21 protein-coding genes are annotated in these 25,050 nt (G+C 34.6%); 12 read left to right on the forward strand and 9 right to left on the reverse strand.

Annotation, left to right across the window (positions count from 1 at the left end; genetic code table 11):
* Nucleotides 1-21 precede the first annotated feature (21 nt).
* Complete coding sequence (gene carB / locus FNW52_RS07600) at nucleotides 22-2,874, reverse strand: carbamoyl-phosphate synthase large subunit (protein ID WP_143376859.1); 2,853 nt, start codon at nucleotides 2,872-2,874, stop codon at nucleotides 22-24.
* Between the two features lie 151 nt (nucleotides 2,875-3,025).
* Entirely contained in the window at nucleotides 3,026-3,187 is a 162-nt protein-coding gene (gene rpmH / locus FNW52_RS07605; protein ID WP_007136275.1) for a 50S ribosomal protein L34, read from the reverse strand.
* 166 nt (nucleotides 3,188-3,353) lie between these two features.
* Here rpmH and FNW52_RS07610 point away from each other — a divergent pair, with 166 nt between their 5' ends.
* Complete coding sequence (locus tag FNW52_RS07610; protein ID WP_143376860.1) at nucleotides 3,354-3,869, forward strand: DUF2892 domain-containing protein; 516 nt, start codon at nucleotides 3,354-3,356, stop codon at nucleotides 3,867-3,869.
* A gap of 174 nt (nucleotides 3,870-4,043) precedes the next feature.
* A complete protein-coding gene (locus FNW52_RS07615; RefSeq protein WP_143376861.1) occupies nucleotides 4,044-4,739 on the forward strand; it encodes a thioredoxin family protein in 696 nt (231 codons plus the stop codon).
* A gap of 36 nt (nucleotides 4,740-4,775) precedes the next feature.
* Here FNW52_RS07615 and FNW52_RS07620 read toward each other — a convergent pair whose 3' ends face one another.
* A complete protein-coding gene (locus FNW52_RS07620) occupies nucleotides 4,776-5,441 on the reverse strand; it encodes an alpha/beta hydrolase (protein WP_143376862.1) in 666 nt (221 codons plus the stop codon).
* Nucleotides 5,442-5,708: 267 nt separating this feature from the next.
* Between FNW52_RS07620 and FNW52_RS07625 the strand changes: the two genes are divergently transcribed.
* The 3 genes from FNW52_RS07625 to FNW52_RS07635 are packed head-to-tail and all read left to right on the forward strand — an operon-like array spanning nucleotide 5,709 to nucleotide 9,220.
* Nucleotides 5,709-7,094, forward strand: a complete 1,386-nt coding sequence (locus tag FNW52_RS07625) for a TolC family protein (RefSeq protein ID WP_143376863.1) — start codon at nucleotides 5,709-5,711, stop codon at nucleotides 7,092-7,094.
* A gap of 12 nt (nucleotides 7,095-7,106) precedes the next feature.
* Nucleotides 7,107-8,060 (forward strand): HlyD family secretion protein, encoded by a 954-nt coding sequence (locus tag FNW52_RS07630; protein WP_143376864.1) that lies wholly within the window; start codon nucleotides 7,107-7,109, stop codon nucleotides 8,058-8,060.
* Nucleotides 8,061-8,062: 2 nt separating this feature from the next.
* Nucleotides 8,063-9,220 carry an ABC transporter permease gene (locus FNW52_RS07635; RefSeq protein WP_143376865.1) on the forward strand — a complete coding sequence of 386 codons (1,158 nt, stop codon included), beginning with the start codon at nucleotides 8,063-8,065 and terminating at the stop codon, nucleotides 9,218-9,220.
* A gap of 59 nt (nucleotides 9,221-9,279) precedes the next feature.
* Here the strand turns inward: FNW52_RS07635 and FNW52_RS07640 are convergent, their stop codons facing one another.
* From FNW52_RS07640 to FNW52_RS07650, 3 genes are all read right to left on the reverse strand, one after another.
* Nucleotides 9,280-10,914, reverse strand: a complete 1,635-nt coding sequence (locus tag FNW52_RS07640; protein ID WP_143376866.1) for an ABC-F family ATP-binding cassette domain-containing protein — start codon at nucleotides 10,912-10,914, stop codon at nucleotides 9,280-9,282.
* A 221-nt stretch (nucleotides 10,915-11,135) separates the two neighbouring features.
* On the reverse strand, nucleotides 11,136-12,311 hold the full coding sequence (locus FNW52_RS07645; protein WP_143376867.1) for a GlmU family protein: 1,176 nt from the start codon (nucleotides 12,309-12,311) through the stop codon (nucleotides 11,136-11,138).
* Between the two features lie 172 nt (nucleotides 12,312-12,483).
* The gene (locus tag FNW52_RS07650) at nucleotides 12,484-12,735 is read right to left on the reverse strand and encodes a type B 50S ribosomal protein L31 (protein ID WP_035667703.1); all 252 of its coding nucleotides are present in this window, start codon (nucleotides 12,733-12,735) and stop codon (nucleotides 12,484-12,486) included.
* A gap of 236 nt (nucleotides 12,736-12,971) precedes the next feature.
* On the opposite strand from FNW52_RS07650, the gene FNW52_RS07655 reads away from it, so the two are divergent.
* The 7 genes from FNW52_RS07655 to FNW52_RS07685 all read left to right on the forward strand — a co-directional run bounded on the left by FNW52_RS07655 (nucleotide 12,972) and on the right by FNW52_RS07685 (nucleotide 20,372).
* Nucleotides 12,972-13,514, forward strand: coding sequence for a DUF4199 domain-containing protein (locus tag FNW52_RS07655; protein ID WP_143376868.1), 543 nt, complete (start codon nucleotides 12,972-12,974; stop codon nucleotides 13,512-13,514).
* Between the two features lie 4 nt (nucleotides 13,515-13,518).
* The gene (locus tag FNW52_RS07660) at nucleotides 13,519-14,475 is read left to right on the forward strand and encodes a glycosyltransferase family 2 protein (RefSeq protein ID WP_143376986.1); all 957 of its coding nucleotides are present in this window, start codon (nucleotides 13,519-13,521) and stop codon (nucleotides 14,473-14,475) included.
* 238 nt (nucleotides 14,476-14,713) lie between these two features.
* Nucleotides 14,714-16,441 (forward strand): phospho-sugar mutase, encoded by a 1,728-nt coding sequence (locus FNW52_RS07665; protein WP_143376869.1) that lies wholly within the window; start codon nucleotides 14,714-14,716, stop codon nucleotides 16,439-16,441.
* Between the two features lie 8 nt (nucleotides 16,442-16,449).
* Nucleotides 16,450-17,484, forward strand: coding sequence for a YhcG family protein (locus tag FNW52_RS07670; RefSeq protein ID WP_143376870.1), 1,035 nt, complete (start codon nucleotides 16,450-16,452; stop codon nucleotides 17,482-17,484).
* Entirely contained in the window at nucleotides 17,485-19,311 is a 1,827-nt protein-coding gene (locus FNW52_RS07675; RefSeq protein ID WP_143376871.1) for an ABC transporter ATP-binding protein, read from the forward strand. It begins immediately after the preceding gene.
* 94 nt (nucleotides 19,312-19,405) lie between these two features.
* The gene (locus FNW52_RS07680) at nucleotides 19,406-20,107 is read left to right on the forward strand and encodes a DUF2971 domain-containing protein (protein ID WP_143376872.1); all 702 of its coding nucleotides are present in this window, start codon (nucleotides 19,406-19,408) and stop codon (nucleotides 20,105-20,107) included.
* 31 nt (nucleotides 20,108-20,138) lie between these two features.
* Nucleotides 20,139-20,372 (forward strand): hypothetical protein, encoded by a 234-nt coding sequence (locus tag FNW52_RS07685; RefSeq protein WP_143376873.1) that lies wholly within the window; start codon nucleotides 20,139-20,141, stop codon nucleotides 20,370-20,372.
* Between the two features lie 405 nt (nucleotides 20,373-20,777).
* Here FNW52_RS07685 and FNW52_RS07690 read toward each other — a convergent pair whose 3' ends face one another.
* The 3 genes from FNW52_RS07690 to FNW52_RS07700 form a co-directional block, all read right to left on the reverse strand.
* On the reverse strand, nucleotides 20,778-21,590 hold the full coding sequence (locus FNW52_RS07690; RefSeq protein WP_143376874.1) for an alpha/beta fold hydrolase: 813 nt from the start codon (nucleotides 21,588-21,590) through the stop codon (nucleotides 20,778-20,780).
* A 120-nt stretch (nucleotides 21,591-21,710) separates the two neighbouring features.
* Entirely contained in the window at nucleotides 21,711-22,433 is a 723-nt protein-coding gene (locus FNW52_RS07695) for a hypothetical protein (RefSeq protein WP_143376875.1), read from the reverse strand.
* A gap of 147 nt (nucleotides 22,434-22,580) precedes the next feature.
* On the reverse strand, nucleotides 22,581-25,046 hold the full coding sequence (locus FNW52_RS07700) for a TonB-dependent receptor plug domain-containing protein (protein ID WP_255515524.1): 2,466 nt from the start codon (nucleotides 25,044-25,046) through the stop codon (nucleotides 22,581-22,583).
* Between the last annotated feature and the right edge of the window lie 4 nt (nucleotides 25,047-25,050).

The raw sequence follows: 25,050 nt of genomic DNA on the forward strand, positions 1-25,050 counted from the left end.
TTCAATATTATAAATTTAAGTTTATTTACTCAAATACATTTTTCTTCTAGAGTACAATTCGTAGAATTGATCATCCTTTAAGTCATCAATAAACAAAATGCTTTCTCCTGTCGATTTCATTTCTGGTCCTAATGCTTTGTTCACATTATGGAATTTACTGAAAGAGAAAACCGGTTGCTTGATGGCAAATCCTTTTAACTGTGGGTTAAAGGTAAAATCGGTTACTTTACTATGCCCTAACATTACTTTTGTTGCATAATTTACATACGGCTCGCCATACGCTTTTGCAATAAAAGGAACCGTTCTAGAAGCTCTAGGATTGGCTTCAATGATATAAACCGTATCGTCTTTTATAGCAAACTGAATGTTGATTAAACCAACCGTTTTTAGTGCCAAAGCAATATTATGAGTATGATCTTTTATTTGTTGCATCACAAATTCACCCAAGTTAAATGGTGGCAAAGTCGCATTACTATCACCAGAGTGTACTCCACAAGGCTCGATATGCTCCATTATACCTATGATATAAACATTTTCACCATCACAAATCGCGTCAGCTTCTGCTTCTATCGCTCCGTCTAGGTAATGATCCAAAAGCAATTTGTTTCCTGGGATCGTTTTCAATAAATTGATTACGTGTTCTTCTAACTCTTGCTTGTTGATTACGATTTTCATTCCTTGACCTCCTAATACATAAGAAGGACGAATCAATAATGGAAAGTCTAAAGTATCTGCCAAGGCTGAAGCTTCATCAGCCGTTTCTGCAATTCCAAATTGTGGAAAAGGAATTTTTAATTCAGTCAACAAATCAGAGAAACGTCCTCTATCTTCGGCTAAATCAAGTGCGTCAAAACTCGTTCCTATAATTTTAATACCGTACTTAGATAATTTTTCGGCTAATTTAAGAGCCGTCTGACCTCCTAATTGCACAATTACCCCTTCTGGTTTTTCATGTTGAATGATGTCGTAAATATGTTCCCAGAAAACCGGTTCAAAATACAATTTATCAGCAGTGTCAAAATCAGTCGAAACCGTTTCTGGATTACAGTTAATCATGATAGTTTCATACCCGCACTCTTTGGCGGCAAGCACTCCATGTACACAAGAATAATCAAACTCGATTCCTTGTCCAATTCTATTTGGCCCTGAGCCTAGAACAATTATTTTCTTTTTATCAGTTACGATACTTTCGTTATCTACATAACGTGTTCCATCAGCTTTTTCTATTTCAGCTTCAAAAGTAGAGTAATAATAAGGTGTTTTGGCTTTGAACTCTGCCGCACAGGTATCAACCAATTTAAATACACGGTTGATGTTTTTTGCAGTACGCAAATCGTGAACTTGACTTTCAAGACAACCCACCATGTGAGCAATTTGTCTATCGGCAAAACCTTTTTGTTTGGCTTCAAGCAACAATTCTCTTGGCAAGGTATCCACTTTATAATTAGAAATTTCTTTTTCTAATGTATAAAGCTCTTCGTATTGTTTTAAGAACCACATATCAATTTTTGTGATTTCATGAATGCGACTCAACGGGATTCCCATTGCAATAGCATCATAAATCACAAAAACACGATCCCAACTCGCAAAAGTTAGTTTCTCGATAATTTGCTCATAATTTGTATATCCTTTTCCATCGGCACCTAGACCGTTTCTTTTTATTTCTAATGACTGAGTCGCTTTGTGCAATGCTTCTTGGAACGAACGTCCAATTCCCATCACTTCCCCTACCGATTTCATTTGAAGTCCCAACGTTCTGTCGGCACCTTCAAATTTATCAAAGTTCCAACGTGGAATTTTCACAATCACATAATCCAACGTTGGTTCAAAAAGAGCCGAAGTAGATTTTGTAATTTGATTTTGCAATTCATCTAGATTGTACCCCAAAGCTAACTTAGAAGCAATTTTTGCAATAGGATAACCCGTTGCTTTTGATGCCAATGCTGATGAACGAGACACACGAGGATTGATTTCGATAGCTACGATATCTTCTTTTTCGTCTGGAGAAACAGCAAACTGTACATTACATCCTCCAGCAAAGTTCCCGATACTTCGCATCATTAATATAGCGTAATCACGTAATTTCTGGAAAGTTTTATCAGACAGCGTCATGGCTGGCGCAACAGTGATTGAATCTCCAGTATGAATTCCCATTGGATCCATGTTTTCGATAGAACATATAATAACCACATTATCGTTCTTGTCTCTCAATAATTCCAATTCGTATTCTTTCCAACCCATTAAAGCTTTATCGATTAAAACTTCGTGAATTGGCGATGCTTCTAAACCTCTAGTTAAAAGCTCATCAAAATCTTCTTTTTTGTAAACAATTGCAGCTCCAGTTCCACCCAAGGTAAAAGAAGGACGGATTACCAGTGGAAAACCGAACTCTTGCGCAATTTCTTTTCCTTGAAGGTAAGAAGTAGCTGTTTTTGCAGGTGCAGTAGGAACATTTATTCTTTCTAACAATTGTTTAAATTGCTCTCTATCCTCAGTAATATTGATTGCATTCACATCAACCCCAATCAATTTCACTCCAAAATCTTGCCAGATTCCTTTTTCATCCGCTTCTAAACACAAGTTCAACGCCGTTTGTCCTCCCATGGTTGGAAGTACCGCATCAATTTGAGGATGCTCTTTTAGGATTTGGATGATTGATTTAGTAGTTAAAGGCAATAAATAAACATGATCCGCCATAGAAGGGTCTGTCATAATTGTAGCAGGATTCGAGTTGATCAAGATCACTTCGATTCCCTCTTCACGAATAGAACGTGCAGATTGAGAACCCGCATAATCAAATTCACACGCTTGACCAATTACAATTGGACCTGAACCTATTATTAAAACCGACTTTATAGATGTATCTTTTGGCATTTTATTATATATTGTAGTTATTATTTTTATCACTTAAAGCTTGAAGTTTGTTACATTCTTCAAATCTTAACTTAAAAAGTTCATTACCGCTTGGGTATAAAAAAAGGCGATACTAAAAAAAAGTAACGCCTTATTTATGTTTATACAAACATTATTTTTTGTGTCTTGGTTCACAAGAAACAGTCAATTTATGTCTTCCTTTAGCTCTTCTACGCGCAAGAACTTTTCTTCCATTAGCAGAAGCCATTCTGTCCATAAATCCGTGCTTATTTCTTCTTTTTCTTTTCGATGGTTGAAACGTTCTTTTGCTCATTGCTTTGTATCTTTAAAAATCTTAATTATGTGTCTATTCGTTTTGAATAACCGTTATTCTAAAACCGAGTGCAAATATACAAAGAGTTTTTTTTCTGGCAAGTAGTTTTTTAAAAATATTTTTAATTCCTTTTACTATCTTTGCTCTCTTAAAATCATTATACATTATGTTTCACAAAAATATCAAACTTATTATCGCCGGACTTATCATAGTTACTGGCATTTGGCAATTTACAGAGAGCAATATCGGGAATGGGATTTTCCTTATATTATTAGCTGGAATCCCTGTTTTTTTATATTTCAAAAACGAATTTATCCTACTTGCCTTCTTAAAATTGAGGAAACAAGATTTTGAAGGAGCAAAAAAATGGCTAGCTTACATCAAAAATCCAGAAACAGCTTTAGTAAGAAAGCAACAAGGTTACTTTAATTACCTACACGGAATCATGCTTTCGCAAACGAATATCAATCAAGCCGAAAAATACTTCAAGAAAGCTATCGAATTGGGTTTGTCTATGGATATGGATTTGGCTGTAGCCAAATTAAATCTTGCAGGAGTCGCCATGACACGTAGAAGAAAACTAGAAGCCACATCCTTATTGAACGAGGCTAAAAAATTAGACAAGCAAAACATGCTAAAAGATCAAATTGCCATGATGAAAGAACAAATGAAAAAAATATAAATTTTTCAGTTTTAAACATTAATTTTTACCATATTCAAAAAAACCACTCTAATTTTAGGGTGGTTTTTTTTACATTATAAGCATTACATCGGATTAATATGTAATTTAACGTTATTTTTGCATTAATTAACAGAAGAATGGTATTTTTGCTAAACAGCTAAAAACCAATGATTTATGCGTAAATTTTTACTTACATTAATTTTGTCTTTATCCTTAACAGCTTCATACTGTCAAGACACAATTAAGTATTTATCTGATGCAATTAAAGAAAACATAAATCCCTACAAGAAAGCAAGCAACAGCGCCTACGAAAAAAGGAATTTTGAAGAAGGCAAAAATCTTTTTGATACATTAGTAAAAAACAAACTTATAGGAACTAAATTTGATGATTTTAACATAAAAGTTTACAAGGACAAAAATGTAAAAATAAACAGGATCAACAAGCCTATTTTTATAATTACCTATGCCTCTTGGTGCGTAATTACAAAAGGAGAGATTCCTGCTTTAAACATACTAGCTAAAGAACACCGCAATGACATGCAAATTATCGTGATTTTTTGGGATAAGAAAAGTGATATTAAAAATATTGCCTATAAATTTAGTGACGACATTAAAGTTTGCTATGCCAATGAAAACTATGCAAAAGATGCTCACCTTGTTTCTACCATTAAACACACATTAGGATTTCCAACTTCAATATTTATAGATGAGAATAAAAATGTAGTTAACATAAAACATTTTGAAAACGTCATTAAACTAAAAACTCCTATAAAACAAGCTATCATTACTAGTTATAATTACTTTAGCAAAGACATTAATGAAAACCTTGTAAATACTATATCCAATAACAAGAGATTTACCACTAACTAAGTCCTATATTTCTCATAACACTTCTTTACCCCTAATCTAAACTGTATTACCCATAATTATTGAAGGCAAGTTGGCATTCAACCATTTGTATTTATTAAGAATCATAATATGTGTTCCCCCACTTACAACAATACAGTTTTTTATGTATTTAATTGGAAAAACATCATCCGAATCCCCATGTATGTGAATCACATTTTGATCAACAACGGTTCGATCCCACAAGACAACCTGTTCTATTGCCCAATCTAAATAACGCTTATCTCGAACCGAAAGGAATTTTTCGTACAATTTAAGCCTTTGATTTACTTTTTCACCAAATGAAAACTTAGCCAAACTTTCCATATTTTGAACCAAACTTAATGGGATCAGTTTATAAGCCTTAGTACTTTTTGCAACAATCATCCTTCTTGGAAATTCGAGATTGGTTTTTACACTAGAAATAATAATTATTTTCCTAGCAGCTACAAAACCTGCTATTTCCTGAACTAAAATGCCTCCAAACGAGACTCCAATCAACACTGGATTTTCATGTTTTATCTTTAGCGTCATTCGTTTAGCATACTCGGCTAAACTTTCTTTTTCAAAAGGAATTTCCCACTCCAAAAACACCATCTCAAATTGATCAGTAGGAAGTTTAATCCTCTCAAAAATAGAAATGCTTGCCGCCAAACCTGGCATAAAATACACTGGAATTTTACTCATAACTAATTTAAATCATTTATTGTTTTTCTATGCATAAATTACTGCAATTTATTAAAAAGAGTCTCAAAATACTAATTAAAGACTTTATTTAAAACACAAAAATATTCAGCTACTACAAAAACCAATTAGCATCCTTTAGAATCAAAAAAAACAAGATTGACTCTTCAATAAATAAAAGATAAATCCTATCTTTACCATTACCCTATCTCGAGGAAGATAAAATTAAATTTTAAAAGAGTTTGATTTATAATTCGAAACTAAAACAAGATGATAAAATACCCTGTACTTTCATTTTTCTTCTTTTTTTCTATTACCTACAGCTATTCACAAATAGAAACATCGGCTTCGTTGCATGACGCGATTTACAAGGCAATCGAAATAAACACCTCCATTAAAAACAAAGTAATCGAAATTGAAAAATTAAACCTGCAAGAAAAAGGCGTTCGCAACAAATACATCCCAACCGTTGAAGCCAATGCCCTTTATTCCTATTTCGACAGCAACTTAACCCTCGACCTGCCTACTTCAACAATACCTATCGTCAATTATCCTTTATTCGACAAAAAAGCAACTTATGATAATACCGGTAATTTTTTTATCGGAAGTGTGATGGCCAAAACCGTTTTATTTAGCGGTTTCCAAATCCCCAATGGAGCCAATGCCATTAAACAAAAAGCAATAGGTACCACTTATTTAAAAGATTCCGAAAAAGATGCAATAATAAAGGACGTCATTAATACTTTCGACCAATTAAAACTTCTAGATGAAACTGAAAAGCTCATAAATGACAGCGATAAAAGGTTAAAATCCGAAACCAAAAGAGTTTCAAAAGCTATTGAACAAGGTCTTGCAGTTCCTTATGATAGAGATAAAATAAAATTGGCACTATTAGAATTAGAATCCAAAAGAGTTGAATTTACAGGGAAACGCACCTTACTTTATAAAAAATTGAAATATCTAACTGGTTATTCTGACGAAGAAATTAATGCTGTTCAATACAATCTAATTCCTTATTTAATCGCTGAAGAAAAGTTAAGCACCGAAAACAAACAAGAAATCAAAGCATTAGAATCATTCAAACTAGCTAGCGAGTACCTCCTAAAAAAAGAAAAAGGAACCTATCTTCCTACTGTAGGGGCTTTTGGAGGAATTGTATATTCTAGCTTATTTAATGTAAATGGAACCACTTCGGTTGTTCCCGTTATCAATCAGCCTTTAAATCTAGGTTTAAACGAGTTCTCTTTAAGTCCACTTTTGACAGTAGGAGCCGCACTGAAATGGGAAATTTTTGCTGGTTTTGAAAGGGAACACAAAGTACACGAAGCCAAATTAAACATTGAGCAGATTCAAAATCAAATTGATGACACCAAACAAAAACTGCAATTACTGCTCGAAAACAACCTTGTGAATTATTCCGTTTTATTAAAAAAAATCGAAATATCAACACAACAGGAAAAAATAGCCAACAACAATCTCAATCTAGCTTTGAAACAATATAAAGAAGGACTAATTAATGTTTCAGAACTTTTGGAAGCAGAGAATGACTATTATAAAGTATCGGTAACCAAACTAAATACATTAATAGAACAACGATTATCAGCTATAGAAACCATAATTACTACTGGCGAATTATCTAATAAATTATCTCAATAAAAAATCAATGCTATGAAAAGAGCTCATACCATATTATTCCTAACACTTATTGCAATTAGCTGCAAAAATCCAAAGCAGGACACCCTTATTCAAGGGAAAGTTGAGAATGAACAAATTGCAGTTGTAAGCAAAATTCCAGGAAAAATTATAAAAATACTGGTAAAGGAAGGAGATTTTGTAAAAAAAGGAGATACCCTTGCCATTCTTGATATTCCTGAAGTGGATGCTAAAAAAAATCAAGCCGAAGGGGCACTGCTATCCGCAAAAGCACAATACACAATGGCTGTAAAAGGAGCAACCAACAATCAGATTCTACAACTTGAAGCCAAAAAACAAGGACTAAAAGAACAATATGAATTTGCTCAAAAATCGATCAAACGATTAAGCAATATGCTCAAAGACTCATTGGTTTCGCAACAAACTTACGACGAAGCATTTGCTAAATACCAAGGAGCCCAAGCGCAATACAACGCCGTTATAGCCGAATTGGATGACGCCAAAAAAGGAGGTCGCATCGAACAACAAAACATGGCGTTGGGACAACAAGAAAGAGCTTTGGGAGCTTTACAAGAAGTGGAAACAGCCAACAAAGAACGCTATATTATTGCCCCGCAAGACATGGATATCGAAACCATAACCCTAAATATAGGAGAACTGGCATTGCCTGGATATACCTTATTTAATGGCACTATCAGCAGTGGCACTTACTTTCGATTTACAGTGCCGGAAAGCAAATTGAACAAAATAAAAAAAGGCCGAGAAATTACCGTTTCAATTCCCTACGCCAAGAAGAGTATTAAAGGGATTATAACTTCCATAAAACAATTAGGCGCTTACGGCTCTATTGCCACCGCTTATCCCGATTATGAAATGCAGGAAAGCTTATTTGAAGTAAAAATAACCCCAATAAACAGTGCCGAAAACAAAGATTTGATCACAAAAACAACGGTCACTTTATCCTTATAACTATGCGAGACTTCTTTTCTTTACTAAAAAGAGAATTTCAATTCTTTTGGCAAAATAAAATTCTCCGAGTGCTTTTTATTGGAGCGCCCATCCTGTATGGCGTTTTGTTAGGCTACGTTTATGGCAAAGGAAAGGTCACTGATTTGCCCATCATCGTTGTCGATCAGGACAGAACTGAAATGAGCGCCAAAGTCATACAAATGTTTGAAGACAATGAAGTCATCAACATTGCCACTGTCTTATACGATCAAAACAACCTTTCTGATATCGCTATCGAAAAGGAAGCCAATTGCGTAATCATTATTCCTAAAGGATTTCAAAAAATGGTGTTTACAAAAAAATACCCCGAAATTATCACTATTGTAAATACTGCCAATGTTTTAACGGCAAATTACGCCTCATCTGCCGTACTATTATGTCTTGGCACTTTAAAAGCGGGCGTTCAACTCGAAACCCTCCGTAAACAAGGCACTCCAGAAAAACTATTAGAGACCCAATACGAACCTTTCAAAACAACCTTCCTAAAAAAATACAATCGAAGCACCAATTATATGTATTTCCTTTGGCCTGGAGTTCTGGCAACTGTTTTACAGCAAGTATTACTTTTGGCGTTAGCACTCTCCTTTGCCTCTGAATTTGAGAATAACACTTTCAAAGATTTAGTAGATAAATGCCCTTCAGTTGTAAAAATGATGGCCGTAAAGATCATTCCTTATATGATTATGAGCTTTGGGATATGGCTTTTATATTGGGCATTTGCAACTTGGTTCCGAATACCTTTCTTCAACAATTTAGGCACCTTAACATTTGTCGCCGGAATTTTTGTGCTCTCTGTATCTTTTATCGGAATATTGGTTAGTATTCTAATTCCAAACCAATTGAAAGCAACCGAAGTTTTAATGGTTATAGCAACCCCCAGTTTTATTTTGAGTGGTTTCACATGGCCTTTAAGCCAAATGCCGGTTTGGGTACAAAGTATAGCAAATGTAATTCCACTTACCCATTTTCTAAAAGCATTTAGAATCTTAAGCGTAGAAAACGGTAAACTTTATCAAACTTATGGATCTATTTGGAATATGATAATCATCGGAATTGTATGCGCCCTACTCTCCTATCTTGCGTTGTATTTTAAGAAAAGAACCATCTTGAAAAACGCATAAAAAAAAGGCAAGAAGCATAAAACTCTTGCCTTTTTCACTATTTGAAAAGAAATTAAAATCTATTTCTCAATCTCTTTCATGCTATCCATTTTCTTGTGTGCCAAGAAACCAGTAATATCTTCAAAATGCTCAACTACACGTTTGTTTCCAAATTCAAAAACCTTAGTAGCCAAACCGTCAAGGAAGTCACGATCGTGAGAAACTAAAATTAATGTCCCATCAAAATCACGCAAAGCATCTTTGATAATGTCTTTGGTTTTCATATCCAAGTGATTCGAAGGCTCATCCAAAATCAACAAATTAACAGGTTCCAACAATAATTTAATCATTGCCAAACGCGTTTTCTCTCCACCCGAAAGCACTTTTACTTTCTTGGTAACATCATCGCCATGAAACATGAAAGCGCCCAAAATATCTTTAATCTTAGTTCTAACATCACCTACGGCAATATCATCAATAGTTTCAAAAATAGTGGCATTTTCGTCTAATAGAGCCGCTTGATTTTGGGCAAAATAACCAATTTGAGAATTGTGTCCAATTTCAACAGAACCACTATCAATTCCAATTTCTTTCATTATGGCTTTGATCATAGTCGATTTTCCTTCCCCATTTTTCCCAACAAAAGCTACTTTTTGACCTCTTTCAATCACAACATTGGCATCTTTGAAAACCACATGATCTCCATAAGATTTTGACATCTCTTTTATAATTACAGGATATTGTCCGGAACGAGCTGCTGGTGGAAATTTTAGTTTCAATGCCGATGTATCTACTTCATCCACCTGAACAATAACCAGTTTCTCTAACATCTTAACTCGAGACTGAACCGCATCTGTTTTAGAAAACGTCCCTTTAAAACGATCGATAAAAGTCCTATTATCGGCAATCATACGTTGCTGCTCGTCGTATGCTTTTTGCTGGTGCATACGTCGGTCTTTTCTAAGTTCTAAATAGTGAGAATACTTGGCTTTATAATCGTAAATCCTCCCCATTGTCACTTCAATAGTACGATTGGTAATATTATCCACAAAAGCTCTATCGTGCGAAATTACCACAACCGCTTTGGCTGAATTGATCAAGAAATCTTCCAGCCATTGAATACTTTCGATATCCATGTGATTGGTTGGCTCATCCAATAAAATCAAATCTGGTTTTTGCAAAAGGATTTTAGCCAATTCAATTCGCATTCTCCAACCTCCTGAGAATTCAGAAGTTTGACGAGTGAAATCTTCACGAACAAAACCTAAACCAATTAGAATTTTTTCTACTTCGGCCTCATAATTCACTTCTTCAATCGCATAGAATTTCTCGCTTAAGTCCGAAACTCTTTCGATTAATTTCATGTAAGCGTCACTTTCATAATCGGTACGAATGGTCAATTGCTCATTGATTTCGTCGATCTCGGCTTTCATTCCAAAAATTTCTCCAAAGGCTTTTGAAGTTTCCTCCATTACCGTTGCTCCATCTGTCGTTAATAAATGCTGTGGCAAATAAGCAACAATGGCATCTTTTGGTGCCGAAATATTTCCGGTGGAAGGTTTGCTTTGTCCTGCAATAATCTTCAAGAGTGTTGATTTACCTGCTCCATTCTTACCCATAAGGGCTATTTTATCATTTTCATTTATAGCAAAAGACACATCACTAAAAAGTGTTGTTCCTCCAAATTGAACTGAAATATCGTTAATTGTTATCATTTTAAAGTTTAGAAGGTTTATAAAGTTTAGAAGTTTAGCTTCTACCTTTTTTTTGAAGGTGCAAAGATAGATTAATTAAAGAATTGGACAACACAATTAGATTCTTAGACTTCTTAGATTTTTCTTAAAACTAGAAATTCGACAATTTACATAGTAATCTATGCAAATCATCGAATTAAAATATTTAGGTATAATCAATAAGTCTAAGAAGTCCAACCAAACTACTCTTTCCTCCATTTTTTTGTCAACTCAAAAACATGTTCTAAAATTGCGGCTTCTCTTTCGTCGAACTCTACATTTCTGCGGCTCATAACTATCCTTGCGGTTTCGAAAGCTTTTTTGGTTATATATGTGGTAAATCCCGAAGCTCCTCCCCAAGAAAAACTAGGAACGAAATTACGAGGAAACCCACTTCCAAAGATATTGGCACTCACTCCTACCACAGTACCGGTATTAAACATGGTGTTTATCCCGCATTTGCTATGGTCTCCCATCATTAATCCACAAAACTGAAGTCCTGTTTTCGCGAAACCTTCTGTTTCATAACTCCACAATTTCACTTCTTCGTAATTATTTTTCAGGTTTGAATTGTTGCTATCCGCACCAATATTACACCATTCCCCTAAAACAGAATCACCTAGATATCCTTCATGCCCTTTATTGGAATTTGCAAAAAGAACTGCATTTTTAACTTCGCCCCCAATTCGGGAATGAGGTCCAACTGTAGTAGCTCCGTAAACTTTGGCGCCCATTTTTACCTGCGCATTTTCGCATAAAGCAAATGGTCCACGAATTACGGAACCTTCCATAATTTCTGCATCTTTGCCTATATATATTGGTCCCGTTGACGCGTTTAAAGTCACAAACTCTAATTTCGCCCCTTCTTCTATGAAAACATTTTCGGATGCAATAACATTTACACTTTTGGGTATAGGCTGTGATTTTCTATCTTCGGTTAAAAATTCAAAATCCTCGCGAATAGACTCGTCATTTTTGGAGAAAATATCCCAAGTATGTTCTATGGTTATACACTCTTCATTATATTCAATGATCTCATAAGTATCAAAATCTACCGATTCTTGATCTTCTTGAGTATAAAAAGCAATCACTTCATCACCTTTGAAAATAGCTTGATTCGGCTCTAAATTACTTACCATTTCAGCCAAAACATCATTAGGAAGAAAAGAAGCATTTATCATTACATTTTCTTCTAATTCTACCATCGGATATTTGTCCGATAAATACTCTTCGGTTAAAGTTGTTGTAGTGGAACCTAAACGCATTTCCCATTTTTGACGAATCGTCATAATTCCAACAAGAATATCTGCAACAGGACGAGTAAAGGTAAAGGGTAATAATGCATTTCGAGCGGGGCCGTCAAAAAGTATGTAGTTCATAAATTGGATTGTAAATTGTTAAAATATGATTTGGTTATCACGGCAAAGTTACAAATATTTTTATATGTTTATCGAAATGGAATCCTCCTTAATGCAGGGATTTCTTGTATAAATTCCATAAAAAAAGCCTCGCAAATTGCGAGGCTTTAGTGTATTTGAAAACAAGTTAAAATTATTTAACGTGTTTCGCGTATTTAGTTTTGAATTTATCAATACGTCCTGCAGTATCGATAAGTTTAGATTTACCTGTGTAAAAAGGGTGAGAAGTTCTAGAAATCTCCATTTTTACAACTGGATATTCAACACCGTCAACTGTAATAGTTTCTCTTGTATCTGCAGTAGATTTAGTGATAAAAACATCTTCGTTTGACATGTCTTTAAAAGCAACTAATCTGTAATTTTCTGGGTGTACACCTTTTTTCATCTTGAATCTTTTTTATTTGTTAATTATAACTTGTCTTGAAGCTTTTCTTCTAACAGAAAAGGTATAAACGCATTATAACTTTTTGTTTTACAATATTATTTTGAGTTTGCAAATTTACACTTATTTTCCAATATACAAACCTTTGCGTGACTTTTTTTATATCATGGTAAAAAACATTTTTTGCACGCCATTATATTGGGAATTGTTATCTTTGTTGATTAATAAAAATAGTCTCTATGGAAAATAATGTATCGCCAGCAAAATCTGGTGTTTTGTATGGTGTTTTATTCGGTATTATAATGGTATTGGAATTCGTTATTATGTATGTAGTAGGAATGAAATCATTAATCAATACAAGTGTTGGATCAATTGTAAACATTGCTAACTACATAATACTACCTCTGTTATTTGTATACATAGGTTGTACAAATTACAAGAAAAATATTAACAACGGATTTATATCTCTTACAGAAAGTCTCAAAACAGGAATTTCTATAACTTTTCTCGCTGCACTTATATATGCTGTTTTTAATGTTATTTTTAATTTCATTTTTCCTGAATTCATTGATGAAATGATAGCTATTACCAAAGAAGGTATGCTAGCCAAAAACCCAAATATGACAAGTGAACAAATTGAAATGGGACTTTCAATGGTTAAAAAATTCATGAATCCTTTAATTGTTTTACCTGTAACATTAGCCATGTATTCTTTCTTTGGCTTGATTTATTCCCTAATTATAGGTGCAATAGTAAAAAATGAAAAACCACAAAGCTTCTAAATTAATGAACTTATCTATACTCATACCGCTTCTTAACGAAGAGGAATCCCTGCAAGAATTGTACACTTGGATCATTTCGATTATGAAATCGAACAATTACAGCTACGAAATCATTTTTCTGGATGACGGAAGTACTGATGAATCTTGGAACATCATAGCAGGATTTGCCACTGAGAATCCAAATGTAAAAGGGATTCGATTCATGAAAAACTTCGGTAAATCTCAAGCGCTACATGCTGGTTTCGCTAAGGCAAAAGGCGATGTGATTATTACCATGGATGCCGATTTGCAAGACAGTCCAGACGAGATTCCGGGTCTGTACGAAATGATTACCACTCAAAAATACGATTTGGTTTCGGGCTGGAAAAAGAAACGTTACGACTCTGTTGTCGCCAAAAATCTACCTTCAAAACTATTTAATTGGGCGGCCAGAAAAACATCTGGAGTAGAACTGAATGATTTTAATTGCGGACTGAAAGCCTACAAAAACGTAGTGGTAAAAAACATTGAAGTATCCGGAGAAATGCACCGATACATTCCAGTTTTGGCAAAAAATGCCGGTTTTGGAAAAATTGGCGAAAAAGTAGTGCAACATCAAGCGAGAAAATATGGAGAAACTAAATTTGGAATGGAACGTTTCATCAATGGTTTCTTGGACTTGATAACGATTTGGTTTCTTTCCCGATTTGGAAAAAGACCAATGCATTTATTTGGTGCTATGGGTTCCTTTATGTTTATTGTTGGTTTTTTATCGGCTGGTTATATTGGGATTTCAAAACTATACCACATGTATATGGGGATGAATTACAATTTAGTAACCAGTAATCCTTGGTTTTATATTGCATTAACGACGATGGTTCTAGGAACACAATTGTTTTTGGCAGGATTTCTAGGGGAGATTATTTTGAGAACCAAAAATAATGAGGAGCGCTATAAAGTTTCTAGTGAAGTGAACTTTTAATTTTTTATTGGTTTAGAGAATAGAACAGTAAAAAACTATTTGACAGACTAAATTTTAAATAAAATTAATTATAAGAACTGAGTTTCTCGCTTTACGGGTCTAGCCCTGATAGTAGCGGCATCCTTTTCTTGTCTCCTTTAGACAAGAAAAGATACAGCGGATAGCAGGAATTAGCTCCTAATGAAGCTAATGTTCTTCCTTAACAAAACAGAATAACAATTTAAACTAAATATTTAAGATGCACATAGCACAAAACATTTTAGACGCAGTAAACGAATGGTTAACCCCAACATTTGATAACGAAACACAAGTAGCCATCAAAGAATTAATGACTACCTCGCCAAAAGAATTAGAAGAGAGTTTTTATAAAAATTTGGAGTTTGGTACTGGTGGGATGCGTGGTGTAATGGGCGTTGGAAACAACCGCATCAATAAATACACGTTGGGTAAAAATACTCAAGGACTTTCTAATTATTTACATACTGTTTTTCCGGAGCAAGTTTTGAAGGTTGTAATTGCCTATGATTGCCGTCATAACAGTCAATCTTTGGCCAAAGTGGTTGCCGATGTTTTCTCTGCCAATGGGATTCAGGTTTATTTATTTTCGGACTTGAGACCTACTCCAGAATTGTCTTTTGCACTTAAATATTTAGGTTGTCAATGCGGGATTGTACTAACTGCTTCGCACAATCCACCAGAATACAATGGTTACAAAGTGTATTGGGAAGATGGTGGGCAAATCGTTCCGCCCGAAGATGAAGCTATTATTAATATCATTGAAAATTTAAATTACAACGAAATCAAATTTTCGGCAGACGAAAGTTTGATACAGTATATAGATACAGAAATTGACGAAGCTTTTGTAAAATCGTCTGTTGATAATGCTAGTTTCAATACTCCAAAGGAAGCGAAAGACAACCTGAACATTGTATTTACTTCTTTGCACGGGACTTCTATTATGTCGGTTCCTGCAACTTTGGAAAAAGCGGGTTACAAGAATGTAAACATCGTTCCGGAACAAGCCAAACCGGATGGAAATTTCCCAACCGTAAAATCGCCAAACCCAGAAGAACCAGAAGCATTGACGATGGCGCTTGCTTTGGCAGACAAACTGAATGCTGATATTGTTGTGGGAACCGACCCAGATTGCGACCGTTTGGGAGTGGCTGTTCGAAACAACGAAGGCAAAATGATTTTGCTAAACGGAAATCAAACGATGATTTTGATGACCGCTTTCCTATTAGAACAATGGAAAAAAGCGGATAAGATAAACGGAAAACAATTCGTGGGTTCTACTATCGTTTCTACTCCAATGATTATGGAATTGGCGACTGCTTATGGTGTAGAATGTAAAGTGGGATTGACAGGCTTTAAATGGATTGCCAAAATGATTAAAGACTTCCCAGAGCTAGAATTTATTGGAGGAGGAGAAGAAAGTTTTGGATATATGGTTGGCGATGCCGTTCGTGATAAAGATGCCGTTGCTGCTACTTTATTGATTTGCGAAGTTGCGGCACAGGCCAAAGCCAATGGCAGTTCAGTGTACAATACTTTGTTACAATATTATGTAGATTACGGTTTCTACAAGGAGCATTTGGTTTCTATCACTAAAAAAGGAATAGAAGGATTGGCCGAAATCAACCAAATGATGGTTTCCCTACGCGAAAATCCATTAAAAGAAATCAACGGAGAAAGAGTGGTTATGATGGAAGATTACAAGTCATCAATAGCAAAAAACTTGTTTACAGATGAGGAAGAAACTATGAAGATTCCTAAATCTGATGTACTAATCTACTACACTGAAGATGGTTCGAAAATATGCGCCAGACCAAGCGGGACGGAGCCTAAAATTAAATTTTACATCAGTGTAAACACCCACTTAGACAGCGTTGACAATTTTATCGAAGTTGAAGAGATATTGAACGAAAAAATTAAAAACATAATTATTGCAATGCAATTGAACTAAATCAATAAATGGACAAACTTGACACAAATGACACTCCTCAACTATTAAATTCGATTATCGATTTAATAGATCAAACGCGTCATTTTGTTGCCAAAACGGTCAATCAAGAACTGACTTTACTGTATTGGAATATTGGTAAAAGTATCAATGATGAAATTCTAAAGAACGACAGAGCTGATTATGGTAAGAAAGTAATTTTAGGCTTAAGTCAAGAACTACAAATCAGATACGGAACAGGCTTTAGTAAAAGAAACCTACATAGCTTTATAAAACTAAGCACTGTTTTTCAAGATATTACAATTGTGCAGACACTGTCTGCACAATTGAGTTGGTCTCACTTATATTCAATTATCAATATAGAAAACCAGATAAAAAGGGAATTCTACATACAAATGACAGTTCACGAAAGGTGGAGCGTAAGAACTTTGCAAGAACGAATAGACAGCATGCTTTTTGAAAGAACGGCTATAAGCAAAAAACCAGAACAAACTATTGTCAATGAATTAAAAACATTAGAAACCGAAAAGAAAATAAGTCCAGATTTAGCTTTTAGGGATCCTTATTTTTTAGACTTTTTAGGTTTACATGATAGTTATTTTGAAAGAGACTTAGAAAGTTCTATTTTGGCACAGCTTCAACATTTCATAACTGAGATGGGAAGTGAGTTTGCTTTTTTAGCCCGTCAGAAAAGAATAACTATTGATAATGAAGATTTTTATATCGATTTACTGTTTTACCACCGAGGATTAAAAAGTCTAGTCGCCATAGATTTGAAACTTGGAAAATTCAAAGCTAATTACAAGGGTCAAATGGAATTGTATCTTCGTTGGTTAGAAAAAAACGAGCAAAAGGAAGGTGAAAACAAACCCATTGGCCTAATTCTTTGTAGCGAAAAATCTCCCGAGCAAATCAATTATTTAATGCTTGATAATCACGAACATATCAAAGTAGCAGAATATTTGACTCAATTACCCGAAAAAAAATTATTGCTAGAAAAATTGGAAAAAGCCATAGCTATAGCAGAAAACAACAACAGAAAATAAATGAACAATTTTAAAAGAATATTCCCTTTTGTCATTCCGTACACGAAGTATGCTTATATGAACATATTTTTTAATGTACTATATGCCCTTTTTAGCACGCTTTCTTTTGTATCCTTGATTCCGATGATGCAGGTTTTATTTGATCAAACCAAAAAAAATACGACAATGCCAGTTTACAAAGGTATTTGGGAGCTAAAGAAATATGGCGAAGATTACTTAAGTTATTACATTACCCACACTACTGATACGTTTGGTGTAGGACGCACCTTGACTATAATGGTCGTGATAATCATTTCTATCTTTTTACTTAAAAATTTATGTGATTATCTAGCGATGTTTTTTATCACCTTTTTACGAAATGGCGTTTTGAGAGACATGCGAAATGCCATGTACAAAAAAACTATTGAATTGCCTTTGGCTTTCTATTCTGAAAAAAGAAAAGGAGATGTGATTTCTAGAATTTCTGGCGATGTCAATGAGGTTCAAACTTCTTTCTTGTCTATTTTGGAACTCATTGTAAAAGAGCCCCTTACGATTGTTTTTACTTTGATTACAATGGTTACCATCAGTGTGCAATTGACCCTATTTGTATTTATTTTCATTCCTGTTTCGGGTTATGTTATTTCCCTTATCGGAAAACAATTAAAAAAACAATCGACTAAAGCACAAGAAGAACAAGGAATCTTTTTATCGACTATCGAAGAAACAATGGGCGGATTGAAAGTGGTAAAAGGCTATAATTCAGAAAATTACTTCAACCGCATTTTTCAAGAATCGACTCAACGTTTTTTCTTGTTATCGAATAGTATTGGTAATCGCCAAAACCTAGCTTCTCCAGCCAGTGAGTTTATGGGAATTATGGTTATCGCTATTTTGCTTTGGTATGGCGGACACATGGTTCTGATCGACAAAACACTGAATGGCGCATCGTTTATCGCCTATATGGGATTGGCATACAACATTCTTACCCCTGCAAAATCTATTTCGAAAGCATCATACGCCATCAAAAGAGGAAATGCAGCTGCAGAGCGTGTTTTAGAAATCTTGGATCAAGAAAACCCAATTACCAGTAAAATCGACGCTGTAGAAAAATCAACTTTCGAATCCGAAATTGCGATTCAGAACATCAACTTCAAATATGAGGATGAAAATGTTTTAAAAGATTTTTCACTTACCGTAAAAAAAGGACAAACTATTGCTCTTGTGGGACAATCTGGAAGCGGAAAAAGTACTATCGCCAATTTGCTAACTCGTTTTTATGATGTAAATGAAGGAACTATTGCTATCGATGGAATTGCCATAAAAGATTTGAATTTGCAGTCGCTACGTGGTTTGATGGGATTGGTAACACAAGACAGTATTTTATTTAATGACACTATAAAAGCCAATATTTCATTAGGAAAACTAGACGCAACCGATGAGGAAATCATCGAAGCTTTAAAAATAGCCAATGCTTACGAATTCGTAAAAGACCTCCCAAAAGGCATTTACACCAACATTGGAGATAGCGGAAACAAACTTTCTGGAGGTCAAAAACAACGACTATCCATTGCCCGTGCTGTTCTGAAAAACCCTCCAATTATGATTCTGGATGAAGCTACATCGGCATTGGATACCGAAAGCGAAAAATTCGTTCAAGTCGCACTAGAGAACATGATGCAAAACAGAACTTCTATTGTGATTGCACATCGTCTTTCGACTATTCAAAAAGCCGATTTGATTGTCGTAATGCAAAAAGGAAAAATCGTAGAGCAAGGAAAACACGAAGACCTTATTGCTATGAATGGGACTTATAACAAATTGGTAACGATGCAATCCTTTGAATAGTTTAGAAGGTTTATAAAGTTTAAAAGTTTAGTTTCTATGCTAACCTTTTAAACTTTATAAACCTTCTAAACTTTTAAACTCATACCCCTTAATTATGTACCTGAACAATCCCAACATAAAACTTCCGCAAGATCCAGATACCATTGTATGGAAATATCTGGACTTGTCGAAGTTTTTGGATTTATTGCTTTCGCAAAAACTGTTCATGTCACGGTCGGATAAATTTGAAGACCAATACGAAGGCACTTTTAGCGAACCTACATTTGAGGAAATCAAAAAACTGGCTACAAACAATCCTGACTTTTTAAATTACTACAAAACCCATCGAGAGAAAGTCGCCATTAGCAGTTGGCACATCAATGAATACGAATCGTTTGCCATGTGGCAAATTTTCACTCAAAACAGCGAAGGATTAGCCATACAATCTACAGTAAAAAGACTTCAGGATGCTTTGGTTCCCGAAAAAAATTACAAGCAATTCATTGGCGAAGTCAATTACATCGATTACAAAAAAGAGTATATTCCGTTTGATGATCTATTTTTTCCATTTTTGTTCAAACGAAAAAGTTTTCAGTACGAACGTGAAGTACGCATCATTACCGATGTGGCAGATAACAACATCAAATTAAATGATGGTTTAAAAATAAATGTGGACATTAGCCAACTAATCGAAAAAATCTACATCCATCCCAAATCCGAGAATTGGTATAAAAAACTGGTAATTCAATTGGTAACACAACTAGGATTTGATTTTGAAATCGAAAAATCAGATTTAGAAAGTGATATTTTGATTTGAGATTTTATAACTCCCAACAAATTATTTTGTTATGAACGCTATTCGACAATTTATTGAAGTAAAAAACAACTCTTTTAATGTTGTGCTTCCGGAAGGATTTACAGCCAAAACAGTCGAGGTAATTATTATGCCAACCGTTGAAAATTACAGCATTCTAGATTCTCACAAAGATATAGTTTTAGAGCGAATTAAAAACCCTCAAACTCCTGTTGATGCTTTTGAAATGATTGCTCAACTCGAAAAAGAAAATCTTGATAAGTTATAAAAGACAAGCCGACCCCAAGAGTTAAACCGTTTTGACGTTAAATTTACTGGAATAGCAATTAGGAGTATTTGTCATTTCGACCTTTTGGGAGAAATCACATAATGTGAGCAACTAATGTGATTCCTCCTTCGTCGGAATGACAAAATACGAGTTTTTTATTCCAGTAAAAACAAAGAGATAATTATGTTATTTCTACTTATCTTGATCCTGATGATAGTTGGATAAACAACATTTAAGCATAAAAACCCTCGAAATTGCGAGGTTTTTTATTGTCTTTACTTGTTTTACTTGACTTTGTTTGTGGGCACAGATTGCAAATCTGCGCTATCGTTGCGAACACATATCCGAGCCGTTGGGGCTTTTATTCATTCTACTTAGGGCTTTTTCGGCTATTTTTGCTAGATGTTAGCTGCCGTTTTTTGACTTGTTTTCTTTTTCAACAGTTAATTCTTCAATTAATTCCTTAAAAATTCTATTAAATTCATCAGGTTTTTCAAGCATTGGGTAATGTCCTGTTCTTGTGATGATTTTGTAATTATAGTTCTTAAAATATTTTAGATTGCTTTCTATATTTGTTGGCGTTGCATCAGAATTAATTGCTCTTACAGGAATATCTACCAATTTTGCTATTCTTTTAATATCCATTTCATATAAAGGCTTGAGTGCATTTATTGCTAAATCAAAATTATTTTGAATAAATTCGTTTTGAAGTTGATTTTTTATAGTTATAGGAGTTTCTGCAACAAAAAGATATTGTGGCAAAATATTTTCAACCGCTGATTTGAAATCTTTGCGATAATTACTAAACATAAACTGTTCGGCTTGTTCTGGAGTAAATTCTTGGTCTAAATCTTTTAAAGTGTCGACCAAAATAATAGCTTTTACTTTGGGTAAATCTTTAAACGCTTCAATTACATATGCTCCTGACATTGAATGACCAACAAGTATAATTTCGGAAGTGTCAATTTGATTTATAACCGTTTTTATATCGTCTGCGTATTGTTCGCCAGTCCAATTTCGTCTTGTTTTGTCAGATTTTCCGTGACCACCTAAATCAATTTTAACAATATTATACTTTTCTTTAAAAAAAGATTCTTGACTATTCCACCAATTTACGTTACCGAGCCAACCATGCACAAAAACTATGGAAGTATTTCCTTTTCCTGTTTCTGTATAGTGAATATTTACGTTGTCTGTAGATGAAATGTATTTTTCCATTGATTCGTTCTCTTTGTTAATTTCTTGAGTTTTATTTTTAGTTGTCGGTCTTTAAACTGGCAGCTAACTTGTAAATTGGCACATTACATAGCTAATTTTTTCTTTTATACTTAAAAAAAATTAAATAGGATTATAGCTTTCCACTTTCCAATCCTTGCTTGACAAATCGATGTAATTGTAATGCACTACATCTTTACTGTCGAATTTTCCGTTTTTATTGGTGTCCTCAACGGTTCTGAAATACAAACGATTTTTGGATTCGATTAAATTCCAATCGATTAATTCTTGAAAATCAGTGGATACTTTCGTGAATTTATCGCCGCTTATTTTACTTAGATACAATGCCTTAATATCGCTAGTGTCGAGTTTCCCGTCTTTATTAGAATCCATATCATACATCGTATAAACCATAATTTGATTTTTGGTCTTATCGGCAACCGTTTTTAAGTAAGTTGCTGTTTGAATCAAAACAGGTTTATCCGTCAATGCTTTTATAGAATCGGAGTCTATTCTTTGGAATTTCATATTTTGCAAATAGCCTGTAATTTCATACTCGGATGCATTTGATATGGTAAAACTCAAATCATTCACACTCGAAGAACCGTATTTATTTTTGGTTCCTTTTTCATAAACACTCAAATCTCCTACGGGATGAATCAGATAATTAGTCCCTTGCATTTGTATAGGCAAATCCGCAATTTTTATTTGAGTCGAATCGGCTTTAGTGAGTTCTCTCGTCACTTTTGAGGCATCATAAATCACTTTCGGCTTCTCTGATTCTTCTTTACAGCTTGCTAAAAGTAAAAGTGAAATTCCTATATAGACAAAATGTGATGTTCTCATAATAATTTTAATATTAAAAAATAAACTCAAATGTAATCATTTTTAAAAATGGAAAGGGAAATATACCGCAGATTTATTCAATTGCAATATCAATTGCAATATCAATGGTAAGGCAAATTCAAAAAAATCTAAAATCTAAAACACTCATTACAACCTCGCACTTAACTTCAAATTAAAAACGCGGGTTGTCATATAATTCGGAATAGCATATTCTGTTTTGGTGTACACATCTCGAACCCAAGTATTGGTTATGGCATTTTGATTGTTAAAGAGATTGAAAATTTCAAAACCTAAAGACAATTCTTTTAGATTCTTCAAAAATTTCTTACTGGACATCCCCATTTTTTGATCGATAAACACTTTGGAAAACCCAACATCTACACGGCGGTAATCATTCAATCGGTTTTGGTACAAATACGGATCTGCATAAGAGGGAGAACCTCCTGGCAATCCTGTATTGTAAACCAAATTAAGATACAATTTTACACTTGGAATCTTTGGCATATAATCTTGGAACAAAAGACCAAACTTCAATCGTTGATCGGTTGGTCTGGCAATATCCCCTTTGTTATCGATATTCTCTTCGGTTTTTAGATAGCCAAAACTAATCCAAGAATCGGTTCCGGGAACAAATTCCCCATTCAATCGAACATCAAGCCCTTGCGCATAGGCCGTGGCATTATTGGCAGCCGCATAACGTATCCTCACATTATCAACCGTGTATGGATTTACATCTGACATTTTTTTGTAATAGGCTTCGGTTACCAATTTAAAAGGTCGTTCCCACATCTTGAAACTATAATCATTCCCCAAAACAACATTTATCGATTTTTGAGCTTTCGTATCGGGTTGCACTACGCCATTATAATCGCGCAACTCCCTATAAAACGGCGGCTGGTTGTAAACCCCAACTGTAAACCTAAAAAGCATATCTTTTTTCCAATCGGGTTTGATAGCAAATTGAGCTCTCGGACTAAAAACAGTTTGAAGATTACTTTTCAAATTATCGCCTGTAACCTCCCAACTTTGCATTCGTGCACCCAGATTGCACCATATTTCATTTGAACCTAAATTGTCTTTTCTTCCCCATTGTGCATAGGCCGAAAATCTATTGATATCCGTAAAATTAGTAGCGCTTACATATTGGTACGGAACCAACAATCCCGCAAAAGGTTGGTAAGGTTCATCTTTTTTAGGCAAAAAAAGTGGCGGTCGTATGGAGAAGCCAGCCGAATCGATAACTTCCCATTCTGATACTCGATCCCGAATAGATTCTTTGGTGTATTTCACTCCCCATTCGATTTGATTTTGCTTCCAATTTTTAAAACCTTTTACTTCTAAATTAGCAATTAAGGCGTCCAAATTATTACGGGCATGATTGAGCTGAGAACCAATCCCTCTCGAAAAGGCAACATCTCCATAAGTATCAGATCCGATATTAGCATCCACTTCACCCAATCGATATTGGGCATAAATATCAAAATATTCTTGTTCAATGGTATGAAATACAGATCCGATAAATTTCAAGGTAAAAGTATCACTCACTTCATAAGTACTTTTTAAAGCACCGAAGTACGTATCGTATTTATCTTTTTCCCTACCTTCATAATAAACCCCAAGAACCATCGGCGCACTAGCAGTCCCAAAATTGGTCTGACGAGTAAGCGGTTGGTATAAATATTTATTTTGAGAAATATTCCCCAAGAAACTCCATTGCCATTTGCGAGAAGCTTGATAATTGATATTGGTTTGAATATCGGCAAAAGAAGGAGTGTAATTCGTCTGGGTTTCTTGGCTGTTGACCAAAAGGCTATTATTTCTATATCTAATACCCGTAATTGCCGTCCATTTTTTATCTTTAGAAACCGCATCAACAGCTAGGCTTCCGCCAAGAAGACTCATTTCGAGAGAAGTTCCAAACTGTGTTGGATTCCTATAGGTAATATCTAAGACTGAAGACATTTTATCGCCATACTTCGCCTGAAATCCTCCAGCCGAAAATTCTATATTTTGAACCAGATCCGTATTGATAAAACTCAACCCTTCTTGTTGCCCCGATCGAATTAGGAAAGGACGATACACTTCGACTTCATTGACATAAACCAGGTTTTCGTCATAATTTCCACCGCGTACTGAGTATTGTGTACTTAGTTCATTGTTTGAATTTACTCCTGGCAATGTTTTTAAAACGTTTTCGATACCTGCATTGGCACCAGGGATAAACCGTATGTCTTTGGCATCAAAAGTAATAATCCCTTGAACCGCTTTTTTGTTTTTACTGTTTATTATAACCTCACCCATTTGTTCCTCCTGATCATTCATGTGTATATTAAAAACATACACTTCCTTTGGTTTCAAAGTGATTTTAAGACTACTCTTTTTCAAAGAAACATGAGTAAACTCTATAACCACTTTTTGATTGGATGGAATAGCAATTTTATAAAAACCACTCTCATTAGACTGGCTCTTATTATTCAAACAAGAAACATTTACATTCTCTAATGGAAGATTGTCTTTGTTCAAAATAACTCCTTCTACATAAGACGCTTGGGCTGATGAAGTAAAACCAATACAGAAAAGTGCAAAACAAAATAGGATTCTTAAATTATTCAACTGC

Origin of the sequence: Flavobacterium sp. ZT3R18 (assembly GCF_007097385.1) — a bacterium.
GTDB lineage: Bacteria > Bacteroidota > Bacteroidia > Flavobacteriales > Flavobacteriaceae > Flavobacterium.

Excerpts from the sequence above, each read along its gene's own strand:
- FNW52_RS07645 (WP_143376867.1), bottom strand. The coding sequence starts at position 12,311 with ATGAACTACATACTTTTTGACGGCCCCGCTCGAAATGCATTATTACCC.
- rpmH (WP_007136275.1), bottom strand. The coding sequence starts at position 3,187 with ATGAGCAAAAGAACGTTTCAACCATCGAAAAGAAAAAGAAGAAATAAG.
- carB (WP_143376859.1), bottom strand. The coding sequence starts at position 2,874 with ATGCCAAAAGATACATCTATAAAGTCGGTTTTAATAATAGGTTCAGGT.
- FNW52_RS07640 (WP_143376866.1), bottom strand. The coding sequence starts at position 10,914 with ATGATAACAATTAACGATATTTCAGTTCAATTTGGAGGAACAACACTT.
- FNW52_RS07680 (WP_143376872.1), top strand. The coding sequence starts at position 19,406 with ATGTACCTGAACAATCCCAACATAAAACTTCCGCAAGATCCAGATACC.
- FNW52_RS07620 (WP_143376862.1), bottom strand. The coding sequence starts at position 5,441 with ATGAGTAAAATTCCAGTGTATTTTATGCCAGGTTTGGCGGCAAGCATT.
- FNW52_RS07630 (WP_143376864.1), top strand. The coding sequence starts at position 7,107 with ATGAAAAGAGCTCATACCATATTATTCCTAACACTTATTGCAATTAGC.
- FNW52_RS07685 (WP_143376873.1), top strand. The coding sequence starts at position 20,139 with ATGAACGCTATTCGACAATTTATTGAAGTAAAAAACAACTCTTTTAAT.
- FNW52_RS07650 (WP_035667703.1), bottom strand. The coding sequence starts at position 12,735 with ATGAAAAAAGGTGTACACCCAGAAAATTACAGATTAGTTGCTTTTAAA.
- FNW52_RS07695 (WP_143376875.1), bottom strand. The coding sequence starts at position 22,433 with ATGAGAACATCACATTTTGTCTATATAGGAATTTCACTTTTACTTTTA.
- FNW52_RS07615 (WP_143376861.1), top strand. The coding sequence starts at position 4,044 with ATGCGTAAATTTTTACTTACATTAATTTTGTCTTTATCCTTAACAGCT.
- FNW52_RS07675 (WP_143376871.1), top strand. The coding sequence starts at position 17,485 with ATGAACAATTTTAAAAGAATATTCCCTTTTGTCATTCCGTACACGAAG.
- FNW52_RS07655 (WP_143376868.1), top strand. The coding sequence starts at position 12,972 with ATGGAAAATAATGTATCGCCAGCAAAATCTGGTGTTTTGTATGGTGTT.
- FNW52_RS07635 (WP_143376865.1), top strand. The coding sequence starts at position 8,063 with ATGCGAGACTTCTTTTCTTTACTAAAAAGAGAATTTCAATTCTTTTGG.
- FNW52_RS07665 (WP_143376869.1), top strand. The coding sequence starts at position 14,714 with ATGCACATAGCACAAAACATTTTAGACGCAGTAAACGAATGGTTAACC.
- FNW52_RS07690 (WP_143376874.1), bottom strand. The coding sequence starts at position 21,590 with ATGGAAAAATACATTTCATCTACAGACAACGTAAATATTCACTATACA.
- FNW52_RS07625 (WP_143376863.1), top strand. The coding sequence starts at position 5,709 with ATGATAAAATACCCTGTACTTTCATTTTTCTTCTTTTTTTCTATTACC.
- FNW52_RS07660 (WP_143376986.1), top strand. The coding sequence starts at position 13,519 with ATGAACTTATCTATACTCATACCGCTTCTTAACGAAGAGGAATCCCTG.
- FNW52_RS07610 (WP_143376860.1), top strand. The coding sequence starts at position 3,354 with ATGTTTCACAAAAATATCAAACTTATTATCGCCGGACTTATCATAGTT.
- FNW52_RS07670 (WP_143376870.1), top strand. The coding sequence starts at position 16,450 with ATGGACAAACTTGACACAAATGACACTCCTCAACTATTAAATTCGATT.